Source organism: Streptomyces sp. AgN23 (assembly GCF_001598115.1).
GTDB lineage: Bacteria > Actinomycetota > Actinomycetes > Streptomycetales > Streptomycetaceae > Streptomyces > Streptomyces antimycoticus.
This window is the reverse complement of sequence record NZ_CP007153.1, coordinates 6,609,935-6,633,888: the sequence shown is the minus strand read 5'-3', so window position 1 is coordinate 6,633,888 and position 23,954 is coordinate 6,609,935. Positions and strand designations below refer to the sequence as shown.

The 23,954-nt window shown below is 72.0% G+C and carries 21 protein-coding genes; 14 read left to right on the top strand and 7 right to left on the bottom strand.

Annotated elements, in window-relative coordinates; translation table 11 throughout:
* The first annotated feature begins 78 nt into the window (after nucleotides 1–78).
* Nucleotides 79–753, top strand: coding sequence for a DUF6542 domain-containing protein (locus AS97_RS28915; RefSeq protein ID WP_210565917.1), 675 nt, complete (start codon nucleotides 79–81; stop codon nucleotides 751–753).
* Here AS97_RS28915 and ppgK read toward each other — a convergent pair.
* Entirely contained in the window at nucleotides 659–1,450 is a 792-nt protein-coding gene (ppgK, locus tag AS97_RS28910; protein WP_185929822.1) for a polyphosphate--glucose phosphotransferase, read from the bottom strand. The two genes, AS97_RS28915 and ppgK, sit on opposite strands and share 95 nt — an antisense overlap.
* Nucleotides 1,447–2,487, bottom strand: coding sequence for a 4-hydroxy-3-methylbut-2-enyl diphosphate reductase (locus AS97_RS28905; RefSeq protein WP_210565916.1), 1,041 nt, complete (start codon nucleotides 2,485–2,487; stop codon nucleotides 1,447–1,449). Before AS97_RS28905 ends, ppgK begins: the two co-directional genes overlap by 4 nt.
* A gap of 53 nt (nucleotides 2,488–2,540) precedes the next feature.
* Between AS97_RS28905 and xseA the strand changes: the two genes are divergently transcribed.
* The 3 genes from xseA (at nucleotide 2,541) to AS97_RS28890 (ending at nucleotide 4,947) form a co-directional block, all read left to right on the top strand.
* A complete protein-coding gene (gene xseA / locus AS97_RS28900; protein ID WP_210565915.1) occupies nucleotides 2,541–3,761 on the top strand; it encodes an exodeoxyribonuclease VII large subunit in 1,221 nt (406 codons plus the stop codon).
* A 10-nt stretch (nucleotides 3,762–3,771) separates the two neighbouring features.
* The gene (locus tag AS97_RS28895) at nucleotides 3,772–4,080 is read left to right on the top strand and encodes an exodeoxyribonuclease VII small subunit (RefSeq protein WP_059146231.1); all 309 of its coding nucleotides are present in this window, start codon (nucleotides 3,772–3,774) and stop codon (nucleotides 4,078–4,080) included.
* Nucleotides 4,081–4,356: 276 nt separating this feature from the next.
* On the top strand, nucleotides 4,357–4,947 hold the full coding sequence (locus AS97_RS28890) for a malonic semialdehyde reductase (RefSeq protein ID WP_059146232.1): 591 nt from the start codon (nucleotides 4,357–4,359) through the stop codon (nucleotides 4,945–4,947).
* A gap of 100 nt (nucleotides 4,948–5,047) precedes the next feature.
* On the opposite strand, the gene AS97_RS28885 is transcribed toward AS97_RS28890, so the two are convergent.
* On the bottom strand, nucleotides 5,048–5,587 hold the full coding sequence (locus AS97_RS28885; protein ID WP_079059561.1) for a DUF4245 domain-containing protein: 540 nt from the start codon (nucleotides 5,585–5,587) through the stop codon (nucleotides 5,048–5,050).
* Between the two features lie 185 nt (nucleotides 5,588–5,772).
* Here AS97_RS28885 and glpX point away from each other — a divergent pair, with 185 nt between their 5' ends.
* Nucleotides 5,773–6,804, top strand: a complete 1,032-nt coding sequence (glpX, locus tag AS97_RS28880; protein WP_059146233.1) for a class II fructose-bisphosphatase — start codon at nucleotides 5,773–5,775, stop codon at nucleotides 6,802–6,804.
* Between the two features lie 98 nt (nucleotides 6,805–6,902).
* Here glpX and AS97_RS28875 read toward each other — a convergent pair whose 3' ends face one another.
* Together AS97_RS28875 and AS97_RS28870 are read right to left on the bottom strand one after the other, a co-directional pair.
* Nucleotides 6,903–7,259, bottom strand: a complete 357-nt coding sequence (locus AS97_RS28875; RefSeq protein ID WP_020868722.1) for a WhiB family transcriptional regulator — start codon at nucleotides 7,257–7,259, stop codon at nucleotides 6,903–6,905.
* A gap of 179 nt (nucleotides 7,260–7,438) precedes the next feature.
* Entirely contained in the window at nucleotides 7,439–8,194 is a 756-nt protein-coding gene (locus AS97_RS28870) for a DUF1707 domain-containing protein (RefSeq protein WP_210565914.1), read from the bottom strand.
* A 207-nt stretch (nucleotides 8,195–8,401) separates the two neighbouring features.
* Between AS97_RS28870 and AS97_RS28865 the strand changes: the two genes are divergently transcribed.
* Complete coding sequence (locus AS97_RS28865; protein WP_210565913.1) at nucleotides 8,402–10,105, top strand: fumarate hydratase; 1,704 nt, start codon at nucleotides 8,402–8,404, stop codon at nucleotides 10,103–10,105.
* A gap of 173 nt (nucleotides 10,106–10,278) precedes the next feature.
* Here the strand turns inward: AS97_RS28865 and AS97_RS28860 are convergent, their stop codons facing one another.
* Entirely contained in the window at nucleotides 10,279–11,373 is a 1,095-nt protein-coding gene (locus AS97_RS28860) for a chitinase (protein WP_210565912.1), read from the bottom strand.
* Nucleotides 11,374–11,539: 166 nt separating this feature from the next.
* Between AS97_RS28860 and AS97_RS28855 the strand changes: the two genes are divergently transcribed.
* From AS97_RS28855 to AS97_RS28830, 6 genes are all read left to right on the top strand, one after another.
* Nucleotides 11,540–12,406 carry a hypothetical protein gene (locus tag AS97_RS28855; RefSeq protein ID WP_210565911.1) on the top strand — a complete coding sequence of 289 codons (867 nt, stop codon included), beginning with the start codon at nucleotides 11,540–11,542 and terminating at the stop codon, nucleotides 12,404–12,406.
* A gap of 287 nt (nucleotides 12,407–12,693) precedes the next feature.
* Complete coding sequence (locus AS97_RS28850) at nucleotides 12,694–14,781, top strand: bifunctional polysaccharide deacetylase/glycosyltransferase family 2 protein (RefSeq protein ID WP_059146296.1); 2,088 nt, start codon at nucleotides 12,694–12,696, stop codon at nucleotides 14,779–14,781.
* A 78-nt stretch (nucleotides 14,782–14,859) separates the two neighbouring features.
* Nucleotides 14,860–16,278 carry a class II fumarate hydratase gene (locus AS97_RS28845; protein ID WP_086707642.1) on the top strand — a complete coding sequence of 473 codons (1,419 nt, stop codon included), beginning with the start codon at nucleotides 14,860–14,862 and terminating at the stop codon, nucleotides 16,276–16,278.
* A 68-nt stretch (nucleotides 16,279–16,346) separates the two neighbouring features.
* Nucleotides 16,347–17,048, top strand: a complete 702-nt coding sequence (locus AS97_RS28840) for a DUF402 domain-containing protein (RefSeq protein WP_086707639.1) — start codon at nucleotides 16,347–16,349, stop codon at nucleotides 17,046–17,048.
* A gap of 133 nt (nucleotides 17,049–17,181) precedes the next feature.
* Nucleotides 17,182–17,901, top strand: a complete 720-nt coding sequence (locus AS97_RS28835; protein WP_059146239.1) for a class I SAM-dependent methyltransferase — start codon at nucleotides 17,182–17,184, stop codon at nucleotides 17,899–17,901.
* 57 nt (nucleotides 17,902–17,958) lie between these two features.
* Complete coding sequence (locus AS97_RS28830; RefSeq protein WP_210565910.1) at nucleotides 17,959–20,406, top strand: SpoIIE family protein phosphatase; 2,448 nt, start codon at nucleotides 17,959–17,961, stop codon at nucleotides 20,404–20,406.
* A 55-nt stretch (nucleotides 20,407–20,461) separates the two neighbouring features.
* On the opposite strand, the gene AS97_RS28825 is transcribed toward AS97_RS28830, so the two are convergent.
* Complete coding sequence (locus AS97_RS28825; protein ID WP_059146241.1) at nucleotides 20,462–21,109, bottom strand: TetR/AcrR family transcriptional regulator; 648 nt, start codon at nucleotides 21,107–21,109, stop codon at nucleotides 20,462–20,464.
* A 120-nt stretch (nucleotides 21,110–21,229) separates the two neighbouring features.
* Here AS97_RS28825 and AS97_RS28820 point away from each other — a divergent pair, with 120 nt between their 5' ends.
* Both AS97_RS28820 and AS97_RS28815 read left to right on the top strand, forming a co-directional pair.
* The gene (locus tag AS97_RS28820; protein ID WP_210565909.1) at nucleotides 21,230–22,138 is read left to right on the top strand and encodes a shikimate dehydrogenase; all 909 of its coding nucleotides are present in this window, start codon (nucleotides 21,230–21,232) and stop codon (nucleotides 22,136–22,138) included.
* Nucleotides 22,139–22,140: 2 nt separating this feature from the next.
* Nucleotides 22,141–23,946 carry a sugar phosphate isomerase/epimerase and 4-hydroxyphenylpyruvate domain-containing protein gene (locus tag AS97_RS28815; protein WP_210565908.1) on the top strand — a complete coding sequence of 602 codons (1,806 nt, stop codon included), beginning with the start codon at nucleotides 22,141–22,143 and terminating at the stop codon, nucleotides 23,944–23,946.
* The last annotated feature ends 8 nt before the right edge of the window (nucleotides 23,947–23,954 follow it).

The window sequence follows — 23,954 nt, the reverse complement described above, 5'->3', positions numbered from 1 at the left end:
GTCGAACACACTGCCAAGGTCCTGCGAAGGGCGTGTCCAAGACCGGATTCCCGCCCTCCGGCCGCCTACGTTGGTCGGGTGGAGCAATACAGCACGCGTACGCCGCGCCGCGCGGCGGCCCCGCCGCCCCGCCCGGCCGCGGACGACACGTACACCGGCCGGAGCCGAGGCGCCGGCGCCGGTCAGGGCCGTGGACGGCCCGGCGGCGCGGTCCGGGACGCTTGGCCGCCCGCGCGGCGGACGGCGCCGTCCGGTCCGGCCGCGGCGCTGCCCGCCGCGCTGCGGCGGGCCCGAGGGCTGTCCCTCCCGGGCCCCCGGCTGACCGGGCTGGGCGCGGGGCTGCTGACCGCACTCACGATGCTGGGCATCGGCTGCCTGGACGCGCTGCTGTTCTCCGGCTCACCCACCGTGTACAGCGTGCTCTTCCTGCCGGCCTGCGCGGCCTGCGGGCTGTGGGTGCGCCCCGCCGATCTGCTGGCGGCGCCGGTGACGGCGCCGCTGGCCTATACGGTCGGGCTGCTGCCGATCAACGACGGTTCCGCGGGGTTCAGCGGACAGGCGGTGGGGGTGTTCACCGCACTGTCGCTGCAGGCCGGCTGGCTCTACGCGGGGACGCTGCTGACCGTGCTGATCGTGCTCGTGCGGCGGGCGGTGCTGGTCACCCGGCGTCGCCGGCAGCAGCGGCCGCGGCCATCCCGGCACCCACGATCCCCGCGTTGTTCTGAAGCTGCGCCGGCACGATCTCGGCCCTGACGCCCTCGATGAGCGGCAGGAACTTGTCCGCCTTACGGCTCACCCCGCCGCCCAGCACGAAGAGCTCGGGAGAGAAGAGCATCTCCAGGTGATGGAGGTACTTCTGCACCCGGCGCGCCCAGTGCGACCAACTGAGGTCGTGATCGTCCTTGACCTTGGTCGAGGCCCGCTTCTCCGCCTCGTGGCCGTCCAGCTCCAGATGGCCCAGCTCGGTGTTGGTGAGCAGATGCCCGTCGGTGAAGACCGCGCTGCCGATGCCGGTGCCGAGGGTGAGCACGATCACGGTGCCCTTGACGCCGCGGGCGGCGCCGAAGGCCACCTCCGCGACCCCTGCCGCGTCCGCGTCGTTCAGCACCGTGACGGGGCAGCCCAGCCGCTCTCCGAGCTGTGACGCCAGATCGGTGCCGATCCAGCTCTTGTCGACATTCGCGGCGGTAAGGGTGACACCGTTCTTCACCACGCCCGGGAAGGTCACCCCGACCGGCCGCCCGGACCAGTCGAAATGCCGGACGACCTCCACCACACCGTCCAGCACCGCCTCGGGCGTGGACGGGTGCGGGGTGAGCACCTTATGGCGCTCCTCCGCGAGCTCGCCCCGGTCCAGGTCCACCGGGGCGCCCTTGATGCCCGAACCGCCGATGTCGATGCCGAACACCTTCGCCGCGGACACCCCCGTGGCCGCCTGGTCCTGCGTCACCGCTGCGATCCCTCCGCCTCTGCGGCGACCGCCGCGGCCTCCGGCCCACCGGACGCCGCGGCCGCTGCCGCCTCCGCCCGCAGGTCCCGGCGCAGCTCCTTGGGGAGCGAGAAGGTCAGGGACTCCTGCATCGGCTGGACGACCTCGACATCGCCGAAGCCGCGCTCGGCCAGCCACTCCAGGACGCCCTCGACGAGCACGTCCGGAACGGAGGCGCCCGAGGTCACACCGACCGTGGTGACGCCCTCCAGCCATGCCTCGTCGATCTCGCTCGCGTAGTCGACCAGATGGCCGTCCTTGGCGCCCGCGCCGATGGCGACCTCCACCAGCCGCACCGAGTTGGAGGAGTTCTTGGAGCCGACCACGATGACCAGGTCGGACTCGGCGGCCACCTGCTTGACGGCGATCTGGCGGTTCTGGGTGGCGTAGCAGATGTCGTCGCTGGGCGGGCTGATGAGCTGCGGGAAGCGCTCCTTGAGCGCGTCCACGGTCTCCATGGTCTCGTCGACCGAGAGGGTGGTCTGGGAGAGCCAGACGACCTTGGACTCGTCGCGCACGTCGACGTTCTTCACATCGTCGGGGCCCTCGACCAGGGTGATGTGGTCCGGGGCCTCACCGCTGGTGCCGATGACCTCCTCATGGCCCTCATGACCGATCAGGAGGATGTCGTAGTCCTCCTTGGCGAACCGGACTGCTTCCTTGTGGACCTTGGTCACCAGGGGACAGCTGGCGTCGATGGTGGCCAGCTTGCGCTCGGCGGCCTCCTCGTGGACCACCGGCGCGACACCGTGCGCCGAGAAGATCACGATGGAGCCCTCGGGCACCTCTTCGGTCTCGTCGACGAAGATGGCGCCCTTTTTCTCCAGGGTCCGGACGACGTACTTGTTGTGGACGATCTCCTTGCGCACATAGATCGGCGCGCCGTACTGCTCCAGGGCCTTCTCGACGGCGATCACGGCACGGTCGACACCGGCACAGTAGCCACGGGGGGCCGCGAGCAGGACCCGGCGGGCGGAGGTTGCAGTCATGTCCCCCATGGTAGGGGCGATGGCCCCGGGGTCTGTCGGTGGTGACCGATACCCTCGCGGTCATGGCTGTCAACACGTCCGCGGAGGCGCCGATCCCGGTCGGCGAGGTGTCCCGGCTGATCGGAAGCTGGATCGACCGGCTCGGCGCGGTGTGGGTCGAGGGGCAGATCACCCAGCTCTCCCGGCGCCCGGGCGCCGGTGTGGTGTTTCTGACCCTGCGCGACCCCAGTTACGACATCTCGCTGACCGTCACCTGCTTCCGCGCCGTCTTCGACCGGATCGCGGACACGGTCAGCGAGGGCGCGCGGGTCGTGGTGCACGCCAAGCCGGAGTGGTACGCGCCGCGGGGCCAGCTGTCCCTGCGGGCCGCCGAGATCCGCCCGGTGGGCGTGGGCGAACTGCTCGCGCGGCTCGAGCAGTTGAAGAAGGCGCTGGCGGCGGAGGGGCTGTTCGCGGCCGACCGTAAGAAGCGGCTGCCCTTTCTGCCGCAGCTGATAGGGCTGGTCTGCGGGCGCGCCTCGGCCGCCGAGCGCGATGTGCTGGAGAACGCACGGCTGCGCTGGCCCGCCGTCCGCTTCGAGGTGCGCAATGTGGCGGTGCAGGGGGTGCACGCGGTGCCGCAGGTGATCGAGGCGGTCAAGGAGCTCGACACGCTGCCGGAAGTGGATGTGATCGTGGTGGCGCGCGGCGGCGGCAGTGTGGAGGATCTGCTGCCGTTCTCCGATGAGCAGCTGGTGCGGGCGGTGGCAGCGTGCCGTACGCCGGTGGTCTCCGCGATCGGTCATGAGCCGGACTCCCCGCTGCTCGACCTGGTCGCCGATCTGCGCGCCTCCACGCCCACCGACGCGGCGAAGAAGATCGTGCCGGATGTGGGCGAGGAGCTGATGCGCGTCCAGCAGCTTCGGGAGCGGGCGCTGCGCAGTGTGCACGGGCTGCTGGACCGGGAGGAGCGGGGGCTGGCCGCCGCGCTGGCCCGGCCGTGCATGCGGGAGCCGCACCGGATGGTGGACGAGCGGGCGGAGCGGATCACGGCGGTGCTGGAGCGCGCCCGCCGCTGCCTGGGCCATTTGCTGGACCGGGCCGACTCCGAGCTGTCCCACACCCAGGCGCGGGTGGTGGCCCTCTCCCCCGCCGCGACGCTGCGACGCGGCTATGCGGTGCTGCAGCACCCCGACGGCTCGGTGGTGCGGGCGGCCGACGAGGTCACGGAGGGCGAGGAGCTGCGGGCCCGGGTCGCCGAGGGCGAGTTCCGGGCGCGCGTCGCTGTCGGTCCGGCTGAATAGGGTGAGGGGCATGGCGAAGACGGACGGGCAGGCCCAGCAGACCGCGCGGAGCGACGCACCGCGGGCGGAGACCACGCTCGGCTATGAGCAGGCGCGGGACGAGCTGGTCGAGGTGGTCCGCCGCCTGGAGGCGGGCGGCACCAGCCTGGAGGAGTCGCTCGCGCTCTGGGAGCGGGGCGAGGAGCTGGCGAAGGTCTGCCGCCGCTGGCTGGAAGGCGCGCGGGCGCGGCTGGACGCGGCGCTGGCGGACGAGACGGATGCGGACGGGGAGGGGGACGGCGGGGGCGCCGAAGGCGCGGAGCGCCCGGCGGAGGGATGACCGCCGGCGGTTTACCGCTCACCGCTTACCTCTCACCGCTTATCGCTCACCCCTTACCGCTCACCCCTTATTACTCGCCGCCGACCGGCCGGGCTGGGTTGCTGCCCGCCGTCGTACGGTCGCACTCGATCCACCGCGTCCGGCCCGGGCGCGCCGCACACTGTGTGATTCAGAGCACCTTCCGCACGCTGCGCCCGCTTTTTAGTTGAACATTAACCTAAGCGCCGTACAGTGGGAGCCGTCAGCGATATCCCCCCTTATCCAGAGGTTTCTTCCATGGCACTCGTACTCGACCCCACCGCTCAGGACCTTCTCTTCCGTGAGGCCCGCACCGCGAACACCTTCACCGACGAGCCGGTGACCGAGGAGCAGGTGCAGGCGATCTACGACCTCATCAAGTACGCGCCGACCGCGTTCAACCAGTCGCCGCTGCGCGTTGTGCTGGTCCGTTCCCCCGAGGCCCGTGAGCGTCTGGTCCAGCACATGGCCGAGGGCAACCAGGCCAAGACCTCCACCGCCCCGCTGGTCGCGATCCTGGCCGCGGACAATGAGTTCCACGAGGAGCTCCCCGCGCTCTTCCCGCACTTCCCGCAGGCGAAGGACGTCTTCTTCTCCGAGCGCGCCGCCCGTGAGCAGGCCGCCGGGCTGAACGCCTCGCTGCAGGCCGGTTACTTCATCCTGGGCATCCGCGCCGCCGGTCTCGCCGCCGGCCCGATGACCGGTTTCGACGCCGCCGGGGTCCAGAAGGAGTTCCTGGATGAGGACCACACCCCGCTGGTGGTCATCAACATCGGCAAGCCGGGCGAGGACGCCTGGTTCCCCCGTAGCCCGCGCCTGGACTACGACCAGGTCATCACCACGGTCTGATCGGCCACAGGCCACAGGCCGCAGACCACAGAGCACAGGCCACAAGCCGAAGGGCGTGGTCCGGACCGCTGGTCCGGGCCACGCCCTTCGATCGTCGCGCTCAGCCCTTCTTCTCGATGAGCGCGGTGGCCATCTTCGTCAGCTGCCCGTACGACGCCGTCCCGGTGACCACCGTGGTCACGCCCGGCTCCTGGCGGACCAGCGCGTCGTACTTGTCGCCCTCGTAGCGGACCCACTCCTCGCCGTCGATCCGCTGGGTGCGCTTCGTCTCCCGCGCCTGCTGTGTGACCTCTTCCACGAACGGCACGGGCTTGCCGTCGCTCTGCTCGACCGCGATGTACTCCTCGTCCTGGTCGAGGAAGCCGAGGTGCCAGAGCGCGCCGTCCGGCTCGGCGGCCGGGCGGTAGGTCACCGACGTCGCGCGCCAGCCCTTGGGCAGGCTCCCGGGCTCGGGGGCGGCCACCGGGTACGGGGCGGCGCGGCGGGCCGTGTCCAGCTCCACGCGGTAGTCCACCGTCTTCACCCCGGAGCCCTTGGCGCCCTCGTCGTGCGGGATACCGAAAAGGTAGATGGCCGCCGCGACGACGCCGATCGCCGCCAGCGACAGCACCATGTCCCGGACCGTCTCTTTGCCACGCATACCTGCCACGCCCCCTATCGTCCCTCATCCGGTCGCCGCACCTCGCAACAGGGCCGTGCTCACGCGTGGGGCTGTCTGCTCACTTAGCCAATCAGCGGATAAGGTCATGAACACCCTCACCCTCCTAGCCCCCTGCGGGAAGGAGGGACCTCCCGGTCCGTCGCCGTACAGAAAGGTGCGCTCCGATGACCGAGCATCATCTCCCCTCCCAGCTCGAGGTCAGCCCCGAGGCTCCCGATCGCAACCTCGCCCTGGAACTCGTCCGGGTCACCGAGGCGGGTGCCATGGCCTCCGGCCGCTGGGTGGGCCGCGGCGACAAGAACGGCGCCGACGGCGCCGCCGTGAAGGCCATGCGCTCCCTCGTGCACACCGTCTCGATGAACGGCGTCGTCGTCATCGGAGAGGGGGAGAAGGACGAGGCGCCGATGCTCTTCAACGGTGAGCGCGTGGGCGATGGCACCGGCCCGGAGTGCGACGTGGCCGTGGACCCCGTGGACGGCACCACGCTCACCGCGAAGGGCATGGCCAACGCCGTCTCCGTGCTCGCGGTGGCCGAGCGCGGCACCATGTTCGACCCGTCGGCCGTCTTCTACATGGACAAGCTGGTCACCGGCCCCGACGCCGCCGAGTTCGTCGACATCACCGCACCCCCCGGCGTGAACATCCGCCGGATCGCCAAGGCCAAGAAGTCCAGCCCCGAGGACGTCACCGTCGTGGTCCTCGACCGCCCCCGCCACGAGGGCATCGTCAAGGAGATCCGGGAGGCGGGCGCCCGGATCAAGTTCATCTCCGACGGAGATGTGGCCGGCGCGATCATGGCCGCGCGCGAGAGCACCGGTGTGGACCTGCTCCTTGGCGTCGGCGGTACGCCGGAGGGCATCATCGCGGCCTGTGCGATCAAGTGCCTCGGCGGCACCATCCAGGCCAAGCTGTGGCCCAAGGACGACGAGGAGCGGCAGCGCGCCCTCGACGCGGGCCACGACCTCGACCAGGTCCTGGAAACCCATGACCTGGTCAGCGGCGACAATGTGTTCTTCGTCGCGACCGGCATCACGGACGGGGATCTGCTGCGCGGGGTGCGGTACCGCGCGGAGACCGCCACCACCCAGTCGCTGGTCATGCGATCCAAGTCCGGGACCATCCGGCAGATCGACTCCACCCACCGGCTGGCCAAGCTGCGCGCCTACGCCTCCGTCGACTTCGAACGGCCCAGCTGAGCGCGCGGTACATCATGCGGACAGCCGGTAACGCAGACGGCACATGACCTGGGCCGGGTCCCGCCTCCCGGCGGGTCCCGGCCCAGGTCCCGAAGAGTTCAGCCCGCGGCGGCGACCCGCACCGCGCGCTGCAGCTCCGCCTCCCGGCGCCGGCGGCGGGCCAGCACGACCCGGCGCTCGGCCGCGGTCAGCCCGCCCCACACGCCGTACGGCTCGGGCTGCAGCAGTGCGTGCTCCCGGCACTCGACCATGACCGGGCAGCGCGCACAGACGCGCTTGGCGGCCTCTTCCCGCGACAGCCTGGCAGCCGTGGGCTCCTTGGACGGAGCGAAGAACAGCCCGGCCTCGTCCCGTCGGCACACCGCCTCCGAGTGCCAGGGGCCGGCCTGATCCCGCGCGGGGACGCGCTGCGGGGGCACGGCGGCTTCCAGCAGGGGCTGATGCGGTTGCAGCACGGTCTACTCCTGACGACGGCTCCGGTGGTCACCCTTGCCCGCCTCGAGGTGTACGGCCCCGTGAGCACCCCCATCAGCCGTACGAGAGACGATGCACCAAGCCTTACCCGCTGTGCGCGCGCTTATGCACACCGTTGTCCCACCCGGAACTTCCCCCGCGCATGCTCGTTCTTCAGGGCTTATGCCCGCAGGTTCTTCAGCCGCTTCCCCCGCTTGGGCTTGGCCTCGACACCGCCGAAGACCGCGAACCCGGTGACGTGGATCACCGGTGCGTCGGGGTCCTGCGCCTCGTACGTCCTGACGTCGAAGCCGCCGAGGATGCCCGCGCCCGAGCCGCGCAGCGAGACGTTCTCCGGGACCTTGATGTCCACCCCGCCGAAGGCGGCCACGACATTGATGACGATCTCCCGGTGCTCGAAGACCGCCTCGGTCAGATCGATCTCGACGCCGCCGAAGACCGCGAGGGCGTTCGTACGGCGCCTGACCCGCCAGCGGCCCCTGCGCGTCGAACCGCCGAAGACCGCCACCAGGTTCTCCGACTCGGGCACGGTGCGTGCCCAGTCCGGCTCCGCGTCGTGCGCCGTCGCCGGGCCGGCGCCGCGGGCGGGTGCGACAGGCAGATCGCGCACCAGTGGCTCCAGCGCGCCGAGGGTCTTGGCGCGATAGACCGCGTCGATCCGCTCGGCGTGCTCCTCGGGCTGGAGCCGCCCCTCGGCGAGCGCCTCCCGCAGGATGTCCGCGATCCGGTCGCGGTCCGCGTCGGACGCGCGGAGCTCCCCCTCCGCGACGGGCGCGGACGCCGGAGTCGGAGCCGGAGCCGGAGTCGGGGCCGCCGGGGCTGCCGGGGCGGCCGGGGCGGCCGGGGCGGCCGCCGGGGCTGCCGGGGCGGGTGCGGGGGCGGATTTGGTCAGGGGCACGGGCTGCTGCTCATCCACGGACTCAGGGTATCCAGTCGCGATCTATCGCGACTAGGGGACGATCCCTGACGGATCCCTGATCCTTCCCCTACCCCTCCCCGCGTCCGCGGCCGCGCCCGGCGCTGAGCCCTACCTCACAGGTTCCGTTCCGCCGCCCCGTTCTACGCTTATGGACGCGCTGTCGACGAAGTCAGCCGAAGCCCTGTCGAGTGAGGAATGGCCGCGATGCCCCCCGTCTCCCGTCCCGCCCACCCAGCGTTCGCCTATTCGGACCTGCTGCCCCTTGGAGAGGACACCACGCCCTATCGCCTGGTCACCTCCGACGGCGTGAGCACCTTCGAGGCCGATGGGCGTACCTTCCTGAAGGTCGAGCCGGAGGCGCTGCGCAAGCTCGCGGCCGAGGCGATGCACGACATCTCGCACTATCTGCGCCCCGCCCACCTCGCCCAGCTGCGCCGCATCCTCGACGACCCGGAGGCCAGCGCCAACGACCGCTTCGTCGCGCTGGACCTGCTGAAGAACGCCAACATCGCGGCCGCCGGGGTGCTCCCGATGTGCCAGGACACCGGCACCGCGATCGTCATGGGCAAGCGCGGGCAGAACGTGCTCACCGAAGGCGGCGACGAGGAGGCCCTGTCACGGGGCGTCTTCGACGCGTACACCAAGCTCAATCTGCGGTACTCCCAGATGGCCCCGCTGACCATGTGGGAGGAGAAGAACACCGGCTCCAACCTGCCCGCGCAGATCGAGCTGTACGCGACCGACGGCGGCGCCTACAAGTTCCTCTTCATGGCCAAGGGCGGCGGCTCGGCCAACAAGTCCTTCCTCTACCAGGAGACGAAGGCGGTGCTGAACGAGGCATCGATGATGAAGTTCCTGGAGGAGAAGATCCGCTCGCTGGGCACGGCCGCCTGCCCGCCGTACCACCTGGCGATCGTGGTCGGCGGCACCAGCGCCGAGTACGCGCTCAAGACCGCCAAGTACGCCTCCGCGCACTACCTGGACGAGCTGCCCGCCGAGGGCTCCCCGACCGGGCACGGCTTCCGCGACAAGGAGCTGGAGGAGAAGGTCTTCGAGCTGACGCAGAAGATCGGGATCGGCGCGCAGTTCGGCGGCAAGTACTTCTGCCATGACGTCCGGGTGGTCCGGCTGCCGCGCCATGGCGCCTCCTGCCCGGTCGCGATCGCGGTCTCGTGCTCCGCCGACCGCCAGGCGCTCGCCAAGATCACGCCGGAGGGCGTCTTCCTGGAGCAGCTGGAGACCGACCCGGCGCGCTTCCTGCCGGAGACGACGGAGGAGGAGCTGACCAAGGGCGCGGGCCCGGACCTGGACGCGGTCGCCATCGACCTCAACCGGCCGATGGACGACGTCCTGGCCGAACTGACCCGGCACCCGGTCAAGACCCGGCTCTCGCTCACCGGCACGCTGGTCGTCGCCCGGGACATCGCGCACGCGAAGATCAAGGAGCGGCTGGACGCGGGCGAGGAGATGCCCGAGTACCTGAAGAACCACCCGGTTTACTACGCGGGCCCGGCCAAGACCCCCGAGGGCTACGCCTCCGGGTCGTTCGGCCCGACGACCGCGGGCCGGATGGACGCGTACGTCGAGCAGTTCCAGGCGGCGGGCGGCTCGAAGGTCATGCTGGCCAAGGGCAACCGCTCGAAGCAGGTCACCGACGCGTGTGCCGCACACGGCGGCTTCTACCTGGGCTCGATCGGCGGTCCGGCGGCGCGGCTGGCCCAGGACTGCATCAAGAAGGTCGAGGTCCTCGAGTACGAGGAGCTGGGCATGGAGGCGGTCTGGAGGATCGAGGTCGAGGACTTCCCGGCGTTCATCGTGGTGGACGACAAGGGGAACGACTTCTTCCAGGATCCGGCGCCGCAGCCGACGTTCACGAGTATTCCGGTGCGGGGGCCGGGGGTGGCGTAACGCCTTGGGGTCGGCGGGGGCGTGGATACGCCCCCGCCGCCCTTACCCGTCCCATCCTGGGGGTTCCGCCCCTGGGTCCCCGCCCGGCCCGGGACGGGCCTTGTCCTCATACGCCGGACGGGCTGGAATTGCCGGGACCGGCTGTCCTCAAACGCCGGACGAGCCGGCTCGGCTCACCCCCTCAGCGCCGCCTCGAAGGCGCCGGGGCGTTGGATGACGCCGCTGCAGCGGGTGTTCGGGACGACGTTCTCGGCCGTCTCGGGGCCCGCGTCACCGGCCGTGGGAGCGGTCGGGGTGGCCGACCGGGTCATTTCCGGGGTGCACGGCTGGTCGCGTTCGGCGGACCACATCGACAGCCGTCCGATCCCCTTGTCGGCGGCGAACCGCGCCAGCCCGGAGGCGTCCTCCAGCGTGAAGGTCTCGCCGGTGACGTCGTTGACCCCGATCATCGGTGTCACGGCGAGCACCTTCCAGGCGGCGGCGTCGGACATGCCGAGCACCTCGCGGATCCGGGCCTGTGCGGCGGTGGCCGCCTGGACGGCGTAGTCGCCCATGTCGCCCGTATGGTCCCCGCTGTAGTTCATCGCCATGATGTTGACGGTCGAGAGGATGACCCCCTCCTGTTTGGCGGCCTCCAACTGGGCGACGCTCTCGGCGGTCAGCCCGTCGGGCATCGCGGGCAGGGTGAAGGAGATGTTCAGGCCCTCGTGGGTGCGCTGGATCAGCGCGAGCGCCTGGGCGCGGCGGGCGGCGGCCTCGGTGTCGGCGAGCGCCTCGCCCTCGAGGTCGAAGTCGATCCGGTGTGCCTGGTAGCGCTCGATCACCTCGGCGTAGGCGGAGGCGAGTTCGGGGACGTCGGTGCAGACGGCGGCGAGCTCGGTGCCCTCGGCGCCGCCGAAGGAGATCCGTACGTCACCGCCCGCCCGGCGGGCGCCCTCGACCCGGGCATCCAGCGCCTCGTCGTCGAGCGAGGTGCCGCCGTCCCACACCGGGACGCAGCCGTCGCCCGCGACGACGAAGCCCAAAGTGAACTCCTTGACCCCGCGCGCGGCCGCGGCGGCCATGTCGTACCCCGAGTCCGACCAGGCGTTGACGTACGGCACGAACTCGGCGGGTGACCGCGCCGCGGGAGACTGCGACGCCTGCGGCGGTGAGGGGGCGGCGTGCGGCTCGGGCGACTGCTTGTGGTGTCCCGCCCATACGGCGATGGTGGCGCAGACCACCGCGCCGGCCACGGCGATTCCGCTCATGCGGGGGCTGGCCCTCATGGCTCTGGCTCCTTCTTGCGGTCCGGTACGAGGCGCCGGGGGCTGCGCCGCCCGTGCCGTTCTCCTCGCCAAACCTCGCATATTCGGTGAAGCCTACTGAACTATGACACACCGCATGTTTGACTTATATGTCGCATGTCGTATTTTCTGCATTAGCCTCTTCCGTATGGATCCTCAGTCAGATGTGGCCGAGCGCGCGCCTTCGCGTCCCCTCCGCGCTGACGTGGCCCGGAAGGGGCCCGTGTTCGTGGACCTCTCCGGGCGCCGTGGCCGATTGGTACGACATGTGGGCGTACTCGCGGGGGCCGCCTGCCTCGGCTATTCGGCGGTCCTGGGGCTGGGCTACGCGGGCGGTACGCCGTTCGCGCCGCAGACGCTGATTCCCGGGCATCCCGTCTCCACCGAGGCGTTCGGCCGCCAGCCGAAGCACACCCCAAAGGGGCGTTCGGGACCCTCCGAGTCGCATGAGCGGCACGACGACGCGCGGGAGTACGCGTACGTCCCGACCCACCGTCAGCACCAGCGCCACCGGCACGACTCCGAGCGCCCGCGGCCCCAGGCCGCCCGGGAGCCCGTGGCCCTGCCCCCCATCACCACCCGGCCGCGGCCCGCGCCCCCGCAGCCCGCCCCGCCCAGGGCCCACCGCGCGGCGCCGCGGCATTCCCCCGCGCACCCCCGCCCCGGCGCCCGCGAGTCCACCGAGGCACACCGGCCGGCCAAGCACGGCAAGCGCACCCACGCGCCCTCGCATCCGGCCGCCCACCCGCCCGCCAAGCACCCCGTGAACGCGTCGCACACCCCGCCGAAGAAGCACCCCGCCACCGCCAAGCCACCGGCCAAGGGCTCCGGCCACCCGCAGACCCCCGGCCGCACCACGAAGCCCGGCCACACCAAGTCCCCCCAGAAGCCCCAGACCCAGAAGCCCCCGCAGGCCAACACGCCCAAGCCCCCGAAGGGCCCCCAGGGGCCCGCCGGCAGCGGCGACCCGGCCGGTGGGCCGGACGCCCCCGAGGCCGAGGGCGAGGAGTCATGAGCGGCGGCAGACCGCCAAGGCTGCCGCGGCCCCGCCGCCGACCCCCCGCGCCCCGTCAGGACGGCGCGCCCCGCACGGTGTTCCGGCTGACCGGCTCCGGGCGCCGCGCCGCGAGGCTCACGGGCAGGCTCCGGGTCATGGGCAGGCTCCGGGTCACGGGCAGGCCCCGGTTCACGGGCAGGCCCCGGTTCACGGGCAGGCTCCGCACCCTCAAGCTGTCCAAGGCTGACGGCCACACTCCCAAGCTCCGTACCGTCAAGCTGCGAAAGCTCCGCACCCGCACCCGGATGGTGCTCGCCCTCGCCACCCTGCTCGCGCTGGTGTGCACCCTGCTGCTGGACGGCTATCTGCACGCCGAGGTCGGCAACGACGCCCGGGTGTACCGCTCACACGCCTCGCACACCGTCCCCGACCGGCTGCGCAAGGGCGGGCCGGTGATCACCTTCGACCGGAAGGGGAAGGCCACCGAGCACGCCATCCCGTCCAAGACCATCGCGCTGACCTTCGACGACGGCCCGGACCCCCGCTGGACCCCGGAGATCCTCGACGTCCTGCGCCGCCACAGGGTGCGGGGGACCTTCTTCGTACTGGGCCAGATGGTGGTCCGCCATCCGGAGCTGGTCCGCCGGATGCGGGCCGCGGGCCATGAGGTCGGGGTGCACACCTTCTCCCATGTCGACCTGTCGTACCAGGACAAGGGGCGCATGGACCGCGAACTGGCCCAGTCCCAGCTGGCCCTGGCCGGTGCGGCGGGCATCACCAGTTCACTCTTCCGCGCGCCGTACGCCTCCAAGGTCCGCGCGCTGGACGACCGCACCTGGCCGGTGCAGCAGCACATCGGCTCCAAGGGCTACATCAGCGCCTTCGTGGACACCGACAGCGAGGACTGGCAGCGGCCCCCGGTCAAGGAGATCGTCCAGAACGCGACCCCCGAGAAGAAGAAGGGCGCGTCCGTGCTCTTCCACGACGCGGGCGGCAACCGCGCGCGGACCGTGACGGCCCTGGGGCTGTACATCGAGCGGATGCAGAAGAAGGGCTACTCCTTCACCACCGTCACCGGCGCGCTCGGCGCCCACAGCGCCAACCACCCGGCCCGCACCCTGCCGATCTGGGAGGGCCGGGCGCTGATCTGGGCGGCCGCGTTCACCCACAGCGCGCTGCCCGCGCTGATGGCGCTGCTGGGGCTGGTGGGCTTCTCGGTGATCGGGCGGCTGCTGCTGATGGTGGTCCTCGCCTGGTGGCACCGGCGCTCGCGGGAGCGGCGGCGGTGGAGCCGGGTGCAGGAGGTGACCGATCCGGTGAGCGTGATCGTGCCCGCGTACAACGAGAAGGAGTGCATCGCGGGCACCCTGAGGTCGCTGTCCGCCTCCACCCACCCGATCGAGATCCTGGTCGTGGACGACGGCTCGACCGACGGCACCGCCGATATCGCCGAGGCGATGGGGCTGCCCAACGTGCGGGTGCTGCGCCAGGCCAACGCGGGCAAGCCCGCCGCGCTCAACCGGGGCATCGCCCATGCGAGCCACGAGCTGATCGTGATGATGGACGGCGACACCGTCTTCGAGCCCACCACCATCCGCGAGCTGGTCCGCCCGTTCGCCGACTCGCGGGTGGGCGCGGTCGCGGGCAACGCCAAGGTGGGCAACCGGGGCAAGCTGATCGGCGCCTGGCAGCACATCGAGTATGTGATGGGCTTCAACCTCGACCGGCGGATGTACGACCTGCTGCGCTGCATGCCCACCATCCCCGGCGCGATCGGCGCCTTCCGCCGCCGGGCAGTGCTGGAGGCCGGGGGCATGAGCGCGGACACCCTGGCCGAGGACACCGACATCACCATCGCCCTGCACCGGGCCGGGTGGCAGGTGGTCTACCAGGAGCACGCCCGCGCCTGGACCGAGGCGCCCAGCTCCCTCGGCCAGCTGTGGAAGCAGCGCTACCGCTGGAGTTACGGCACCATGCAGGCGCTGTGGAAGCACCGCCGCTCGCTGATCGACCGGGGGCCCTCGGGGCGGTTCGGCCGGGTGGGGATGCCGCTGGTGGTGCTCTTCCAGATCCTCACCCCGCTGTGCGCGCCGCTGATCGACCTCTTCACCCTGTACGGGGTGATCTTCCTGGACCCGGTGCGCTCGCTGCTGGCCTGGGGCGCGCTGCTGCTGGTGCAGCTGCTGGGGGCGGCGTACGCGTTCCGGCTGGACCGCGAGAACTACCGGGCTCTGGCCGTCCTGCCGCTGCAGCAGATCGTCTACCGCCAGTTGATGTATCTGGTGCTGCTGCACTCCTGTGTCACCGCGGCGACCGGCGCCCTGCTGCCGTGGCAGAAACTCAAGCGCACCGGCGAGGTGGAGACTCCGCGGGCACCGGAGGCCGTACGGTGACCGGGCTCACTCGTTCGGCACGGCGGGCGCGGGAACACGGGGTGGCGTGATGACGCTGTGCTGGACGGAGGTGTCCCCATGACCGACGAGAGCCACCGCGACGACAGCCCCCAGGAGGGCTACCGCGTCGAGCACGACTCGATGGGAGAGGTGAGGGTCCCGGCGCACGCCAAGTGGCGCGCCCAGACCCAGCGGGCGGTGGAGAACTTTCCCGTCAGCGGGCAGCGGCTGGAGCGGGCGCACATCGAGGCGCTGGCCCGGATCAAGGGCGCGGCCGCCCGGGTCAACGCGGATCTGGGCGTGGTGGACAAGGACATCGCGGGGGCGGTCGCGGAGGTGGCGGCCCAGGTCGCCGAGGGCCGCTGGGACGACCACTTCCCGGTGGACGTCTTCCAGACCGGCTCCGGCACCTCGTCCAATATGAACACCAATGAGGTGCTGGCCACCCTCGCGACCGAGCGTCTGGGCCGCCCGGTGCACCCCAACGACCATGTGAACGCCAGCCAGTCCTCCAACGACGTCTTCCCCTCGTCGATCCACATCGCGGCCACCGCGGCCGTCACCCGCGATCTGATCCCGGCCCTGGCCCATCTGGCGGAGGCGCTGGAGCGCAAGGCGGCCGAGTTCGCCGAGGTGGTCAAGGCGGGGCGCACCCATCTGATGGACGCCACTCCGGTGACCCTGGGGCAGGAGTTCGGCGGCTACGCGGCCCAGGTGCGGTACGGGATCGAGCGGCTGCGCGCCACGCTCCCCCGGCTGGCCGAGCTGCCGCTGGGCGGTACGGCGGTGGGCACCGGGATCAACACCCCGCCCGGGTTCGCCGCCGCCGTCATCGCCGAGCTGGCCCGCGCCACCGGGCTGCCGCTGACCGAGGCCCGGGACCACTTCGAGGCGCAGGGCGCGCGGGACGGGCTGGTCGAGACGTCCGGGCAGCTGCGGACGATCGCGGTCGGCCTCACCAAGATCTCCAACGATCTGCGCTGGATGGCGTCGGGCCCCCGCACCGGGCTCGCCGAGATCGCGCTGCCCGATCTGCAGCCCGGTTCCTCGATCATGCCAGGGAAGGTGAACCCGGTGATCCCCGAGGCCACGCTGATGGTCGCGGCGCAGGTCACCGGCAATGACACCACTGTCGCCATGGCCGGGGCCGCCGGGAACTTCGAGCTGAATGTGATGCTCCCGGTGATCGCCAAGAATCTGCTGGAGTCGATCCGGCTGCTGACCAATGTGTCCCGGCTGCTCGCGGACCGCACCATCGACGGAATCACCGCCAACGCCGAGCGGGCCCGGGAGTACGCGGAGTCCTCGCCGTCCGTCGTCACCCCGCTCAACCGCTACCTCGGCTACGAGGAGGCGGCGAAGGTGGCCAAGCGGTCGCTGGCGGAGCGCAAGACCATCCGGGCGGTGGTGCTGGAGTCCGGCTATGTGGAGCGCGGGCTGCTGACCGTGGAGCAGCTCGACGAGGCGCTCGACGTCCTGCGCATGACGCGTCCTTAGCCGGACGTTGGCCACCGGTTGCGGCATAGGTCACGGCATCGCGACCCCGGCGCACCTAAGATCTGCTCATGACAGCGGACATCGCGGAGACGACGGGGACGGCGGACATCGCCCGGTGGGCACCGGGTGACCATATCCTGTGGCGCTATCGGGCCAACGCCTCCGAACTCATCCACATCTGCCGTCCCGTGACCGTCGTCGAGGACACCGCCGAGCTGCTCGCCGTCTGGCTCGCCCCCGGCACCCCCTGCGTCAAACCGCAGCTCACCGACGGCACCTCGGTACACCGCGAGCCGCTGTCCACCCGCTACACCAAGCCGCGGACCACCGCCCTGTCCCAGTGGTTCGGCACCGGGGTGCTGAAGCTGGCCCGGCCCGGTGAGCCCTGGTCGGTCTGGTTGTTCTGGGACCAGGGCTGGCAGTTCAAGAACTGGTACGTGAACCTGGAGGAGCCGCTGGTCCGCCGGGCCCGCGGAGTGGACTCCGAGGACCACTTCCTGGACATCGCGGTCTACCCCGACCGCAGCTGGGAATGGAAGGACGAGGACGAGTTCGCGCAGGCGCAGCGGGCCGGGTTGATGGGCCCCGAGCAGGCGGAGCGGGTCCGCACCGCGGGCCGGGCGGCCGTGGCGACCGTCGAGTCCTGGGGAGCGCCGTTCCGGGACGGGTGGGAGGACTGGCGGCCCGACCCCGCATGGTCGGTGCCCGCCCTTCCGGCGGACTGGGACCGTACGGACAAGAAGCGCACCTCGGCACACTCGAGGTCATGAACCTCTTGTCGTGTCCCAGTGTTTCAAACGTAGGATCGTCGTCCGGAACACTGCCCATGCGGGACACCAGACGCCGACGCAAGTCACGGGCGATGCGCAAGGTCTGACGTATTGTCACAGGAGGGGCGGAGTCGTGAGCGGTGAGGACGCGTGCAGGGACGGTTACGAGGGCTACGAGGACTTCGACCGCCTCGCACTGGACCGCAGCGGTCAGGCGGACGCCTTCGACACCATCAGCGACCGCTACGACGATGCCTTTCCGTACAAGGAGGGCCAGATCGCGGCCGGCCAGTGGCTGGCCGAATCGCTGCCGCCCGGCTCCCGGGTGCTCGACGTCGGCTGTGGTACGGGCCTGCCCACGGCCCGTCAGCTGGTGGACGCCGGGCACGGGGTGGTCGGGATCGACATCTCCCCGGGGATGCTCAAGCTGGCCCGGGACAATGTGCCGGAGGCCACCTTCCACCATGTGGACATCGTCGATCTGCGGGTGGGCGGCCGGTACGGCCCGGGAGGCCCCCGGGAGCTCGGCCCCTTCGACGGCATCGCCGGCTACTTCACGCTGCTGCTGCTGCCCCGCCCGGAGATCCCGTACGCACTGCGGACCCTGCACGCGGTACTCAGACCCGGGGGGCTGCTGGGGCTGGGCATGGTGGAGGCGGACATCGACGACTTCCCCATCCCGTTCCTCGGCAACTCGGTCCGGGTATCCGGATATCTGCGGGACGAGCTGCGCCAGGTCGTACGCGAAGCGGGCTTCGAGATCGCCGGGGAGGATTCCCACGCGTACGCCCCGGCCAGCACGGACGTACCACCCGAGATCCAGCTCTATCTGAACTGCCGACGACGTGCCTGACACTCGGTGCGCCCACGACCTGCGGGCGCACGGCCCCGGACGGATGGAAACCCACGCGTGACGGAGCACCCCATCTCCCACAACAGGCGGCAGGCGGCCACCTCCGCCGCCGCCCCGGGCGCGCCCGCGCCCGACGACGCGCACGGCGCGGTCCCGGACCCGCGGACCGCCGTGCGGCAGACGGCTGCCCCCGGCCAGGAGCCCGGCGGCGGCCGCCCACGTCCTGCCACGCCCCGTCCGGTCGGCGACGGCCAAGCGGGCCCGGCGGCCCATGGCGGACCCCCGGGCCCCGAGGGGGAGCCTGTACCGCGCGCCAGAGAGCGCGGCGGCGCCCCCGAGCCCGCCGACGGCGCCGACCGTACGGGGCGCGGGCGCCGTGGCCGCGGCCGGAGCGGCGCCGACGGCGCCGACGGGCGGAGAGGCGACGCCGCGGCACGCGGTGGCGCAGGCAGGGAGCGCCGGAACACGGCGGAGAGCGAGCACCCGGCGCAGCCGGAGCACGGCACACCGGAGGGCGAGCCTGTGTGGGACGCGGATCGCAACGCCGCAAGAGGCGCGTCGGGCCGGCCCGGAGGGCCGGGCGGCGGCACCGGCCCCGTTGAGCAGCCCCCGGCCGCCCAGAGCGGCGGCCGGGGAGCGGGGCGCCGGGGCGCCGCCGCGGGCGAGCACCCGGAGCGCGCCGTCGAGACCCACGCGGCGGCCGCCTCCGCGGGCGAGGTGGCGTACAGCGCGCCGGAAGGCGGAGTGCCCACGGTGCCGCCCGCGGTCGGCACCGTGGCCGCCGAGGCCGCCACGCGGGACCGGGGCGGCGACCGGTTGCGGTTCGTGGGGGCCGCCACCCGGCGGATCGCCCGCGGCATCGACCTGGACGAGATCGTGCTGGGCCTGTGCCGGGCCACCGTGCCCACCTTCGCCGACGCGATCCTGGTGTATCTGCGCGATCCGCTGCCGGTCGGCGACGAGCGCCCGGTCGGCCCGGTGGTGCTGCGGCTGCGCCGCACCGACCGGATCCCGCTGGACCCGGACACCGACAGCGGCCGGCTCTCCCTGCTGCCCTCCCAGCCGGATCTGTCGCCCGCCGTGGGCGGCGGCCCGGCCGCCGAGCTGTGCGAGGTGGAGGCGGGCGGTCCGCTGGCCGAGGTGCTGCGCGGGGTGCGGCCGGTCTTCGGCGACTCCCAGGCCGCCCGCGCCGCACTGCCGGAACTGCTCGGCGAGGGTCCCTCGGTGGCGACCGGTCAGCGCACCGTGCTGGCGCCGCTGCGCGGCCGCCGCCGGGTGATCGGCGCGGCCGTGTTCGTACGCCGCCCGGACCGGCCGCCGTTCGAACCGGACGATCTGCTGGTGGCCGCGCAGCTCGCCACCCACACCGCGCTCGGGGTCGACAAGGCGGTGCTGTACGGGCGCGAGGTGTACATCGCGGACGAGCTGCAGCGCACCATGCTGCCCGACTCGCTGCCGCAGCCCACCGGCGTCCGGCTGGCCAGCCGCTATCTGCCCGCCGCCGAGACCGCGCGGGTCGGCGGCGACTGGTACGACGCGATCCCGCTGCCGGGCAACCGGGTGGCGCTGGTGGTCGGCGATGTGATGGGCCATTCGATGACCTCCGCCGCGATCATGGGCCAGCTGCGCACCACCGCCCAGACCCTCGCCGGGCTCGACCTGCCGCCCCAGGAGGTGCTGCACCACCTCGACGAGCAGGCCCAGCGGCTGGGCACCGACCGCATGGCCACCTGCCTGTACGCGGTCTACGACCCGGTCGCGCACCGCATCGTGGTCGCCAACGCGGGCCATCCGCCGCCCATTCTGCTGCACCGGGGCGGCCGCGCCGAGGTGCTGCGGGTGCCGCCGGGGGCGCCCATCGGGGTCGGCGGGGTCGACTTCGAGGCCGTCGAGCTGGACGCCCCGGCCGGGGCCACCCTGATGCTCTACACCGACGGTCTTGTCGAATCGCGGATGCGCGATGTGTGGACCGGGATCGAGCAGCTGCGGGAGCGGCTGACCGCCACCGCCCGGCTCACCGGCCCCAACCCGCCGCCGCTGGAGCCGCTGTGCGACGAGGTGCTGGACATGCTCGGCCCCGGCGACCGCGACGACGACGTGGCGCTGCTCGCGGCCCGCTTCGAGGGCATCGCGCCCAGCGATGTCGCGTACTGGTTCCTGGACCCGAAGGCGCAGACCGCCGGGCAGGCGCGCCGGCTGGCCCGCCGAGCACTGGCCCGCTGGGACCTGGACGATCTGACGGACGCGGTGGAGCTGCTGGTCAGCGAGGTGGTGACCAACGCGGTGCGCTACGCCGAACGGCCGATCACCCTGCGGCTGCTGCGCACGGACGTCCTGCGCTGCGAGGTCGGGGACGACGTCCCCCAGCTACCGCGGCTGCGCCAGGCCCGGCCGTCCGACGAGGGCGGCCGCGGGCTGTATCTGGTGAACCGGATGGCGCGGCGCTGGGGCGCGACCCGGCTGTCCACGGGCAAGGTCGTCTGGTTCGAGCTCGCGATGCCCTGAGGCGCACGGTCGTGAGGCGTACGGTCCCGGGCCGCCCGGTGCGGGGCCGTACGGTTCACGACCTCGCGCTGAGGTAGGCCACGACCATGTCGCCGAGCATCCGGCGGTAGTGGGCGCGGCGCTCCGGGTCCAGGGGGTCGCGGCCGAAGAGGGTGCCGAAGGTGTACTGGTTGGCCACCGGGAAGACGGCGAACGAGCTGATCATCATGTGGACGTCGACGGCGTCGGTGTCGTCCCGGAAGACGCCCTGCTCACGGCCGCGGGCGAGGATCCCGGAGATCAGGTCGATCACGGGGGTGCCGGCCTTGGCCAGCGTCTCGGATTTGACCAGGTGCTCGGCCCGGTGGATGTTCTCGATGGACACCAGCCGGATGAAGTCGGCGTGTGCGGTGTGGTGGTCGAAGGTCAGCTCGGCCAGGTGCCGGATGGCCTCGGCGGGGTCCAGACCGGTGACGTCCACGGCCTGTTCGGCCTCGCGGATGCCGGTGTAGGCGCGCTCCAGGACCTTGACGTAGAGCTGCTCCTTGCCGCCGAAGTAGTAGTAGATCATCCGCTTGGTGGTGCGGGTGAGGGCGGCTATCTCGTCGACGCGGGCCCCGGCGTAGCCGCGCTCGGCGAATTCCCGGGTCGCTACGTCCAGGATCTCGGCCTGGGTGCGGACGGCGTCGCGCAGGCGGATGTTCTTCGGCGGCTGATCGCTCATGCTGGGCCCACTCTACGTGCAGGGGGTTCACAAGAAGGCGTCCTGGGGTTTTTACTGTCCGAGCTACTAACGAACCAGTTCGTACATTAGCCGAGCTGCTGAACGCAGGAGGTCACCCGTATGCGGGGCAGTGCACACCAGCGGGAGTCGCGGCAGGGCCGGGAGTCCTGTCTGGTGGGGCTGATCGGATCCGGAGTGGGCCCCTCGCTCTCCCCCGCCCTGCACCAGCGCGAGGCCGACCGCCACGGGCTGCGGTATCTCTACCGCACGATCGACATCGATCCGCTGCGGCTCGGCCCGGACGGAGTGGGCGAGTTGGTGCGGGCCGCCGCCCGGCTGGGCTTCGACGGGCTGAACATCACCCACCCCTGCAAGCAGACGGTCATCCGGCATCTCGACGGGCTGTCGGAGGACGCCGCGCTGCTCGGCGCGGTCAATACGGTGGTCTTCGGCGAGGACGGCCGGGCGATCGGCCACAACACCGACGGGTCCGGCTTCGCCCGCTCCTTCGCCCGCGGCCTGCCCGACGCCCCCACCGGCGAGATCGTGCTGCTCGGCGCGGGCGGGGCGGGCGCCGCCGTCGCCCATGCGCTGCTGACCGTCGGCGCCGGCCGGCTGACGCTGGCCGACACCGATCCGACGCGGGCCGCCGGGCTCGCCGGGACGCTGGCGACACGGTTCGGCGCCACCCGGGTCCGTACCGTGCCCGACGACGGACTCCCGGCGGCCGTCGAGGTCGCCGACGGGCTGGTGCACGCCACCCCCACCGGGATGGCCGCCCACCCCGGGCTGCCGCTGCCCGCCGGGCTGCTGCGGCCCGGGCTGTGGGTCGCCGAGGTGGTCTACCGCCCGCTGGTCACCCCGCTGCTGGCGGCCGCCCGCGCGGCCGGCTGCCGCACCCTGGACGGCGGCGGCATGGCCGTCTTCCAGGCCGCCGACGCCTTCCGGCTCTTCAGCGGCCGCGAACCCGACGCCGAGCGGATGCTCACCGACCTCACCGACCTGCTCGAGTTCCCCGCCGGAGGCTGATCATGCGCAAGTCCATCGCCACCGTGTGCCTCAGCGGCACCCTCGAGGAAAAGCTCACCGCCATCGCCGCCGCCGGTTTCGACGGGGTCGAGATCTTCGAGAACGACCTGCTGGCCAGCCCCCTGTCCCCCGAGGGGGTCCGGGACCGCGCCGCCGAACTGGGCCTGGCCATCGACCTCTTCCAGCCCTTCCGCGACTTCGAGGCCGTCCCCGAGGACCTGCTGGCCCGCAATCTGCGCCGGGCCGAGAAGAAGTTCGCGGTCATGGACCGGCTCGGGGCCGATCTGATGCTGGTGTGCTCCAGCGTCTCCCCCGCCGCCCTGGACGACGACGCCCTCGCCGCCGAGCAGCTGCGGCTGCTCGCCGAACGGGCCGCCGCCCACGGCATCCGCATCGCCTACGAGGCGCTGGCCTGGGGACGGCAGGTGAACACCTACGACCACGCCTGGCGGATCGTGCGGCAGGCCGGCCACCCCGCGCTCGGCACCTGCCTGGACAGCTTCCACATCCTCTCGCGCGGCTCGGACCCCAAGGGCATCGAGGAGATCCCCGGCGAGAAGATCTTCTTTCTCCAGCTCGCCGACGCCCCGCTGATGGCCATGGACGTCCTCCAGTGGAGCCGCCACTACCGCTGCTTCCCCGGGCAGGGCGGCTTCGACGTGGCGGGACTGCTGGAGCACGTGCTGCGGGCGGGCTACGACGGGCCGCTGTCCCTGGAGGTCTTCAACGACGTCTTCCGACAGGGCGATACGGCCCGCACCGCCGTGGACGCGCTGCGCTCGCTGATCGCCCTGGAGGAGGCCGCGGGCCGCACCGATCTGCCCGCGCCCGTGGTCCCCACCGGTTTCGCCTTCGCCGAACTGGCGTCTGGTGACGCCGAGTTGTCGTCGCTGCTGACCGGGCTCGGCTTCGCCCGCACCGGCCGCCACCACTCCAAACCGGTGGAGCTGTGGGAGCAGGGCGACGCCCGGATCGTCCTCAACTCCGGCCTCGACGCCGCCACCGGACACCCCGAACCCGCGCTCGCCGCTATCGGTCTGGAGACCCCCGACCCGGCCGCGTCCGCGGGCCGGGCCCGGGCCCTGCTCTCCCCCGTCCTGCCGCGCCACCGGGCCGTGGCGGACGCCCCGCTGGACGCCGTCGCCGCACCCGACTCCACCGAGCTCTTCTTCTGCCGCACCGAACACCCCGACCACCCGAGCTGGACCGGCGACTTCACCCCGCGCGCCCACGCCGCCTCCCCCGCCGGTATCACCCATATCGACCATGTGGCGCTCACCCAGCCCCGGCACCACTTCGACGAGGCGTCGCTGTTCTACCGTGCCGTCCTGGGGCTGCGGCCGCACGAATCCCTGGAGCTGGCCGATCCGTACGGGCTGCTGCGCAGCCGGGCGGTGTCCAACGCCGACGGCTCGGTGCGCCTCGCGCTCAACCTGGCCCAGGTCCGCCCGGGTTCGGGTCCTTCCGGCTCACTGTGGCAGCACATCGCGCTGCACAGCCGGGACATCCTCGCCACCGCGCGCCGACTGCGGGAACTCGGCGCACCCCTGCTGCCCATCCCCGACAACTACTACGACGACCTCGAAGCACGCCATGAGCTCGACCCCGGGCTCCATCGCACCCTGCGCGAACTCGGCCTGCTCTACGACCAGGACGACAGCGGCACGTTCCTGCATCTGTACACGGCCACCGTCGGCCGGGTCTTCTTCGAAATCGTCCAGCGGATCGACGGCTACCAGGGCTACGGCGCGGCCAACGCCCCCGTGCGCCTGGCCGCGCAGCACGCCCGTACGGCCTTGAGCACCTGAGCACCCGA

What these genes read in the sequence shown, in the direction of transcription:
- AS97_RS28905 (WP_210565916.1), bottom strand. Translation starts at nt 2,487, where the DNA reads ATGGGGGACATGACTGCAACCTCCGCCCGCCGGGTCCTGCTCGCGGCC.
- xseA (WP_210565915.1), top strand. Translation starts at nt 2,541, where the DNA reads ATGGCTGTCAACACGTCCGCGGAGGCGCCGATCCCGGTCGGCGAGGTG.
- AS97_RS28895 (WP_059146231.1), top strand. Translation starts at nt 3,772, where the DNA reads ATGGCGAAGACGGACGGGCAGGCCCAGCAGACCGCGCGGAGCGACGCA.
- AS97_RS28890 (WP_059146232.1), top strand. Translation starts at nt 4,357, where the DNA reads ATGGCACTCGTACTCGACCCCACCGCTCAGGACCTTCTCTTCCGTGAG.
- AS97_RS28885 (WP_079059561.1), bottom strand. Translation starts at nt 5,587, where the DNA reads ATGCGTGGCAAAGAGACGGTCCGGGACATGGTGCTGTCGCTGGCGGCG.
- glpX (WP_059146233.1), top strand. Translation starts at nt 5,773, where the DNA reads ATGACCGAGCATCATCTCCCCTCCCAGCTCGAGGTCAGCCCCGAGGCT.
- AS97_RS28865 (WP_210565913.1), top strand. Translation starts at nt 8,402, where the DNA reads ATGCCCCCCGTCTCCCGTCCCGCCCACCCAGCGTTCGCCTATTCGGAC.
- AS97_RS28860 (WP_210565912.1), bottom strand. Translation starts at nt 11,373, where the DNA reads ATGAGGGCCAGCCCCCGCATGAGCGGAATCGCCGTGGCCGGCGCGGTG.
- AS97_RS28855 (WP_210565911.1), top strand. Translation starts at nt 11,540, where the DNA reads ATGGATCCTCAGTCAGATGTGGCCGAGCGCGCGCCTTCGCGTCCCCTC.
- AS97_RS28850 (WP_059146296.1), top strand. Translation starts at nt 12,694, where the DNA reads ATGGTGCTCGCCCTCGCCACCCTGCTCGCGCTGGTGTGCACCCTGCTG.
- AS97_RS28845 (WP_086707642.1), top strand. Translation starts at nt 14,860, where the DNA reads ATGACCGACGAGAGCCACCGCGACGACAGCCCCCAGGAGGGCTACCGC.
- AS97_RS28840 (WP_086707639.1), top strand. Translation starts at nt 16,347, where the DNA reads ATGACAGCGGACATCGCGGAGACGACGGGGACGGCGGACATCGCCCGG.
- AS97_RS28825 (WP_059146241.1), bottom strand. Translation starts at nt 21,109, where the DNA reads ATGAGCGATCAGCCGCCGAAGAACATCCGCCTGCGCGACGCCGTCCGC.
- AS97_RS28820 (WP_210565909.1), top strand. Translation starts at nt 21,230, where the DNA reads ATGCGGGGCAGTGCACACCAGCGGGAGTCGCGGCAGGGCCGGGAGTCC.
- AS97_RS28815 (WP_210565908.1), top strand. Translation starts at nt 22,141, where the DNA reads ATGCGCAAGTCCATCGCCACCGTGTGCCTCAGCGGCACCCTCGAGGAA.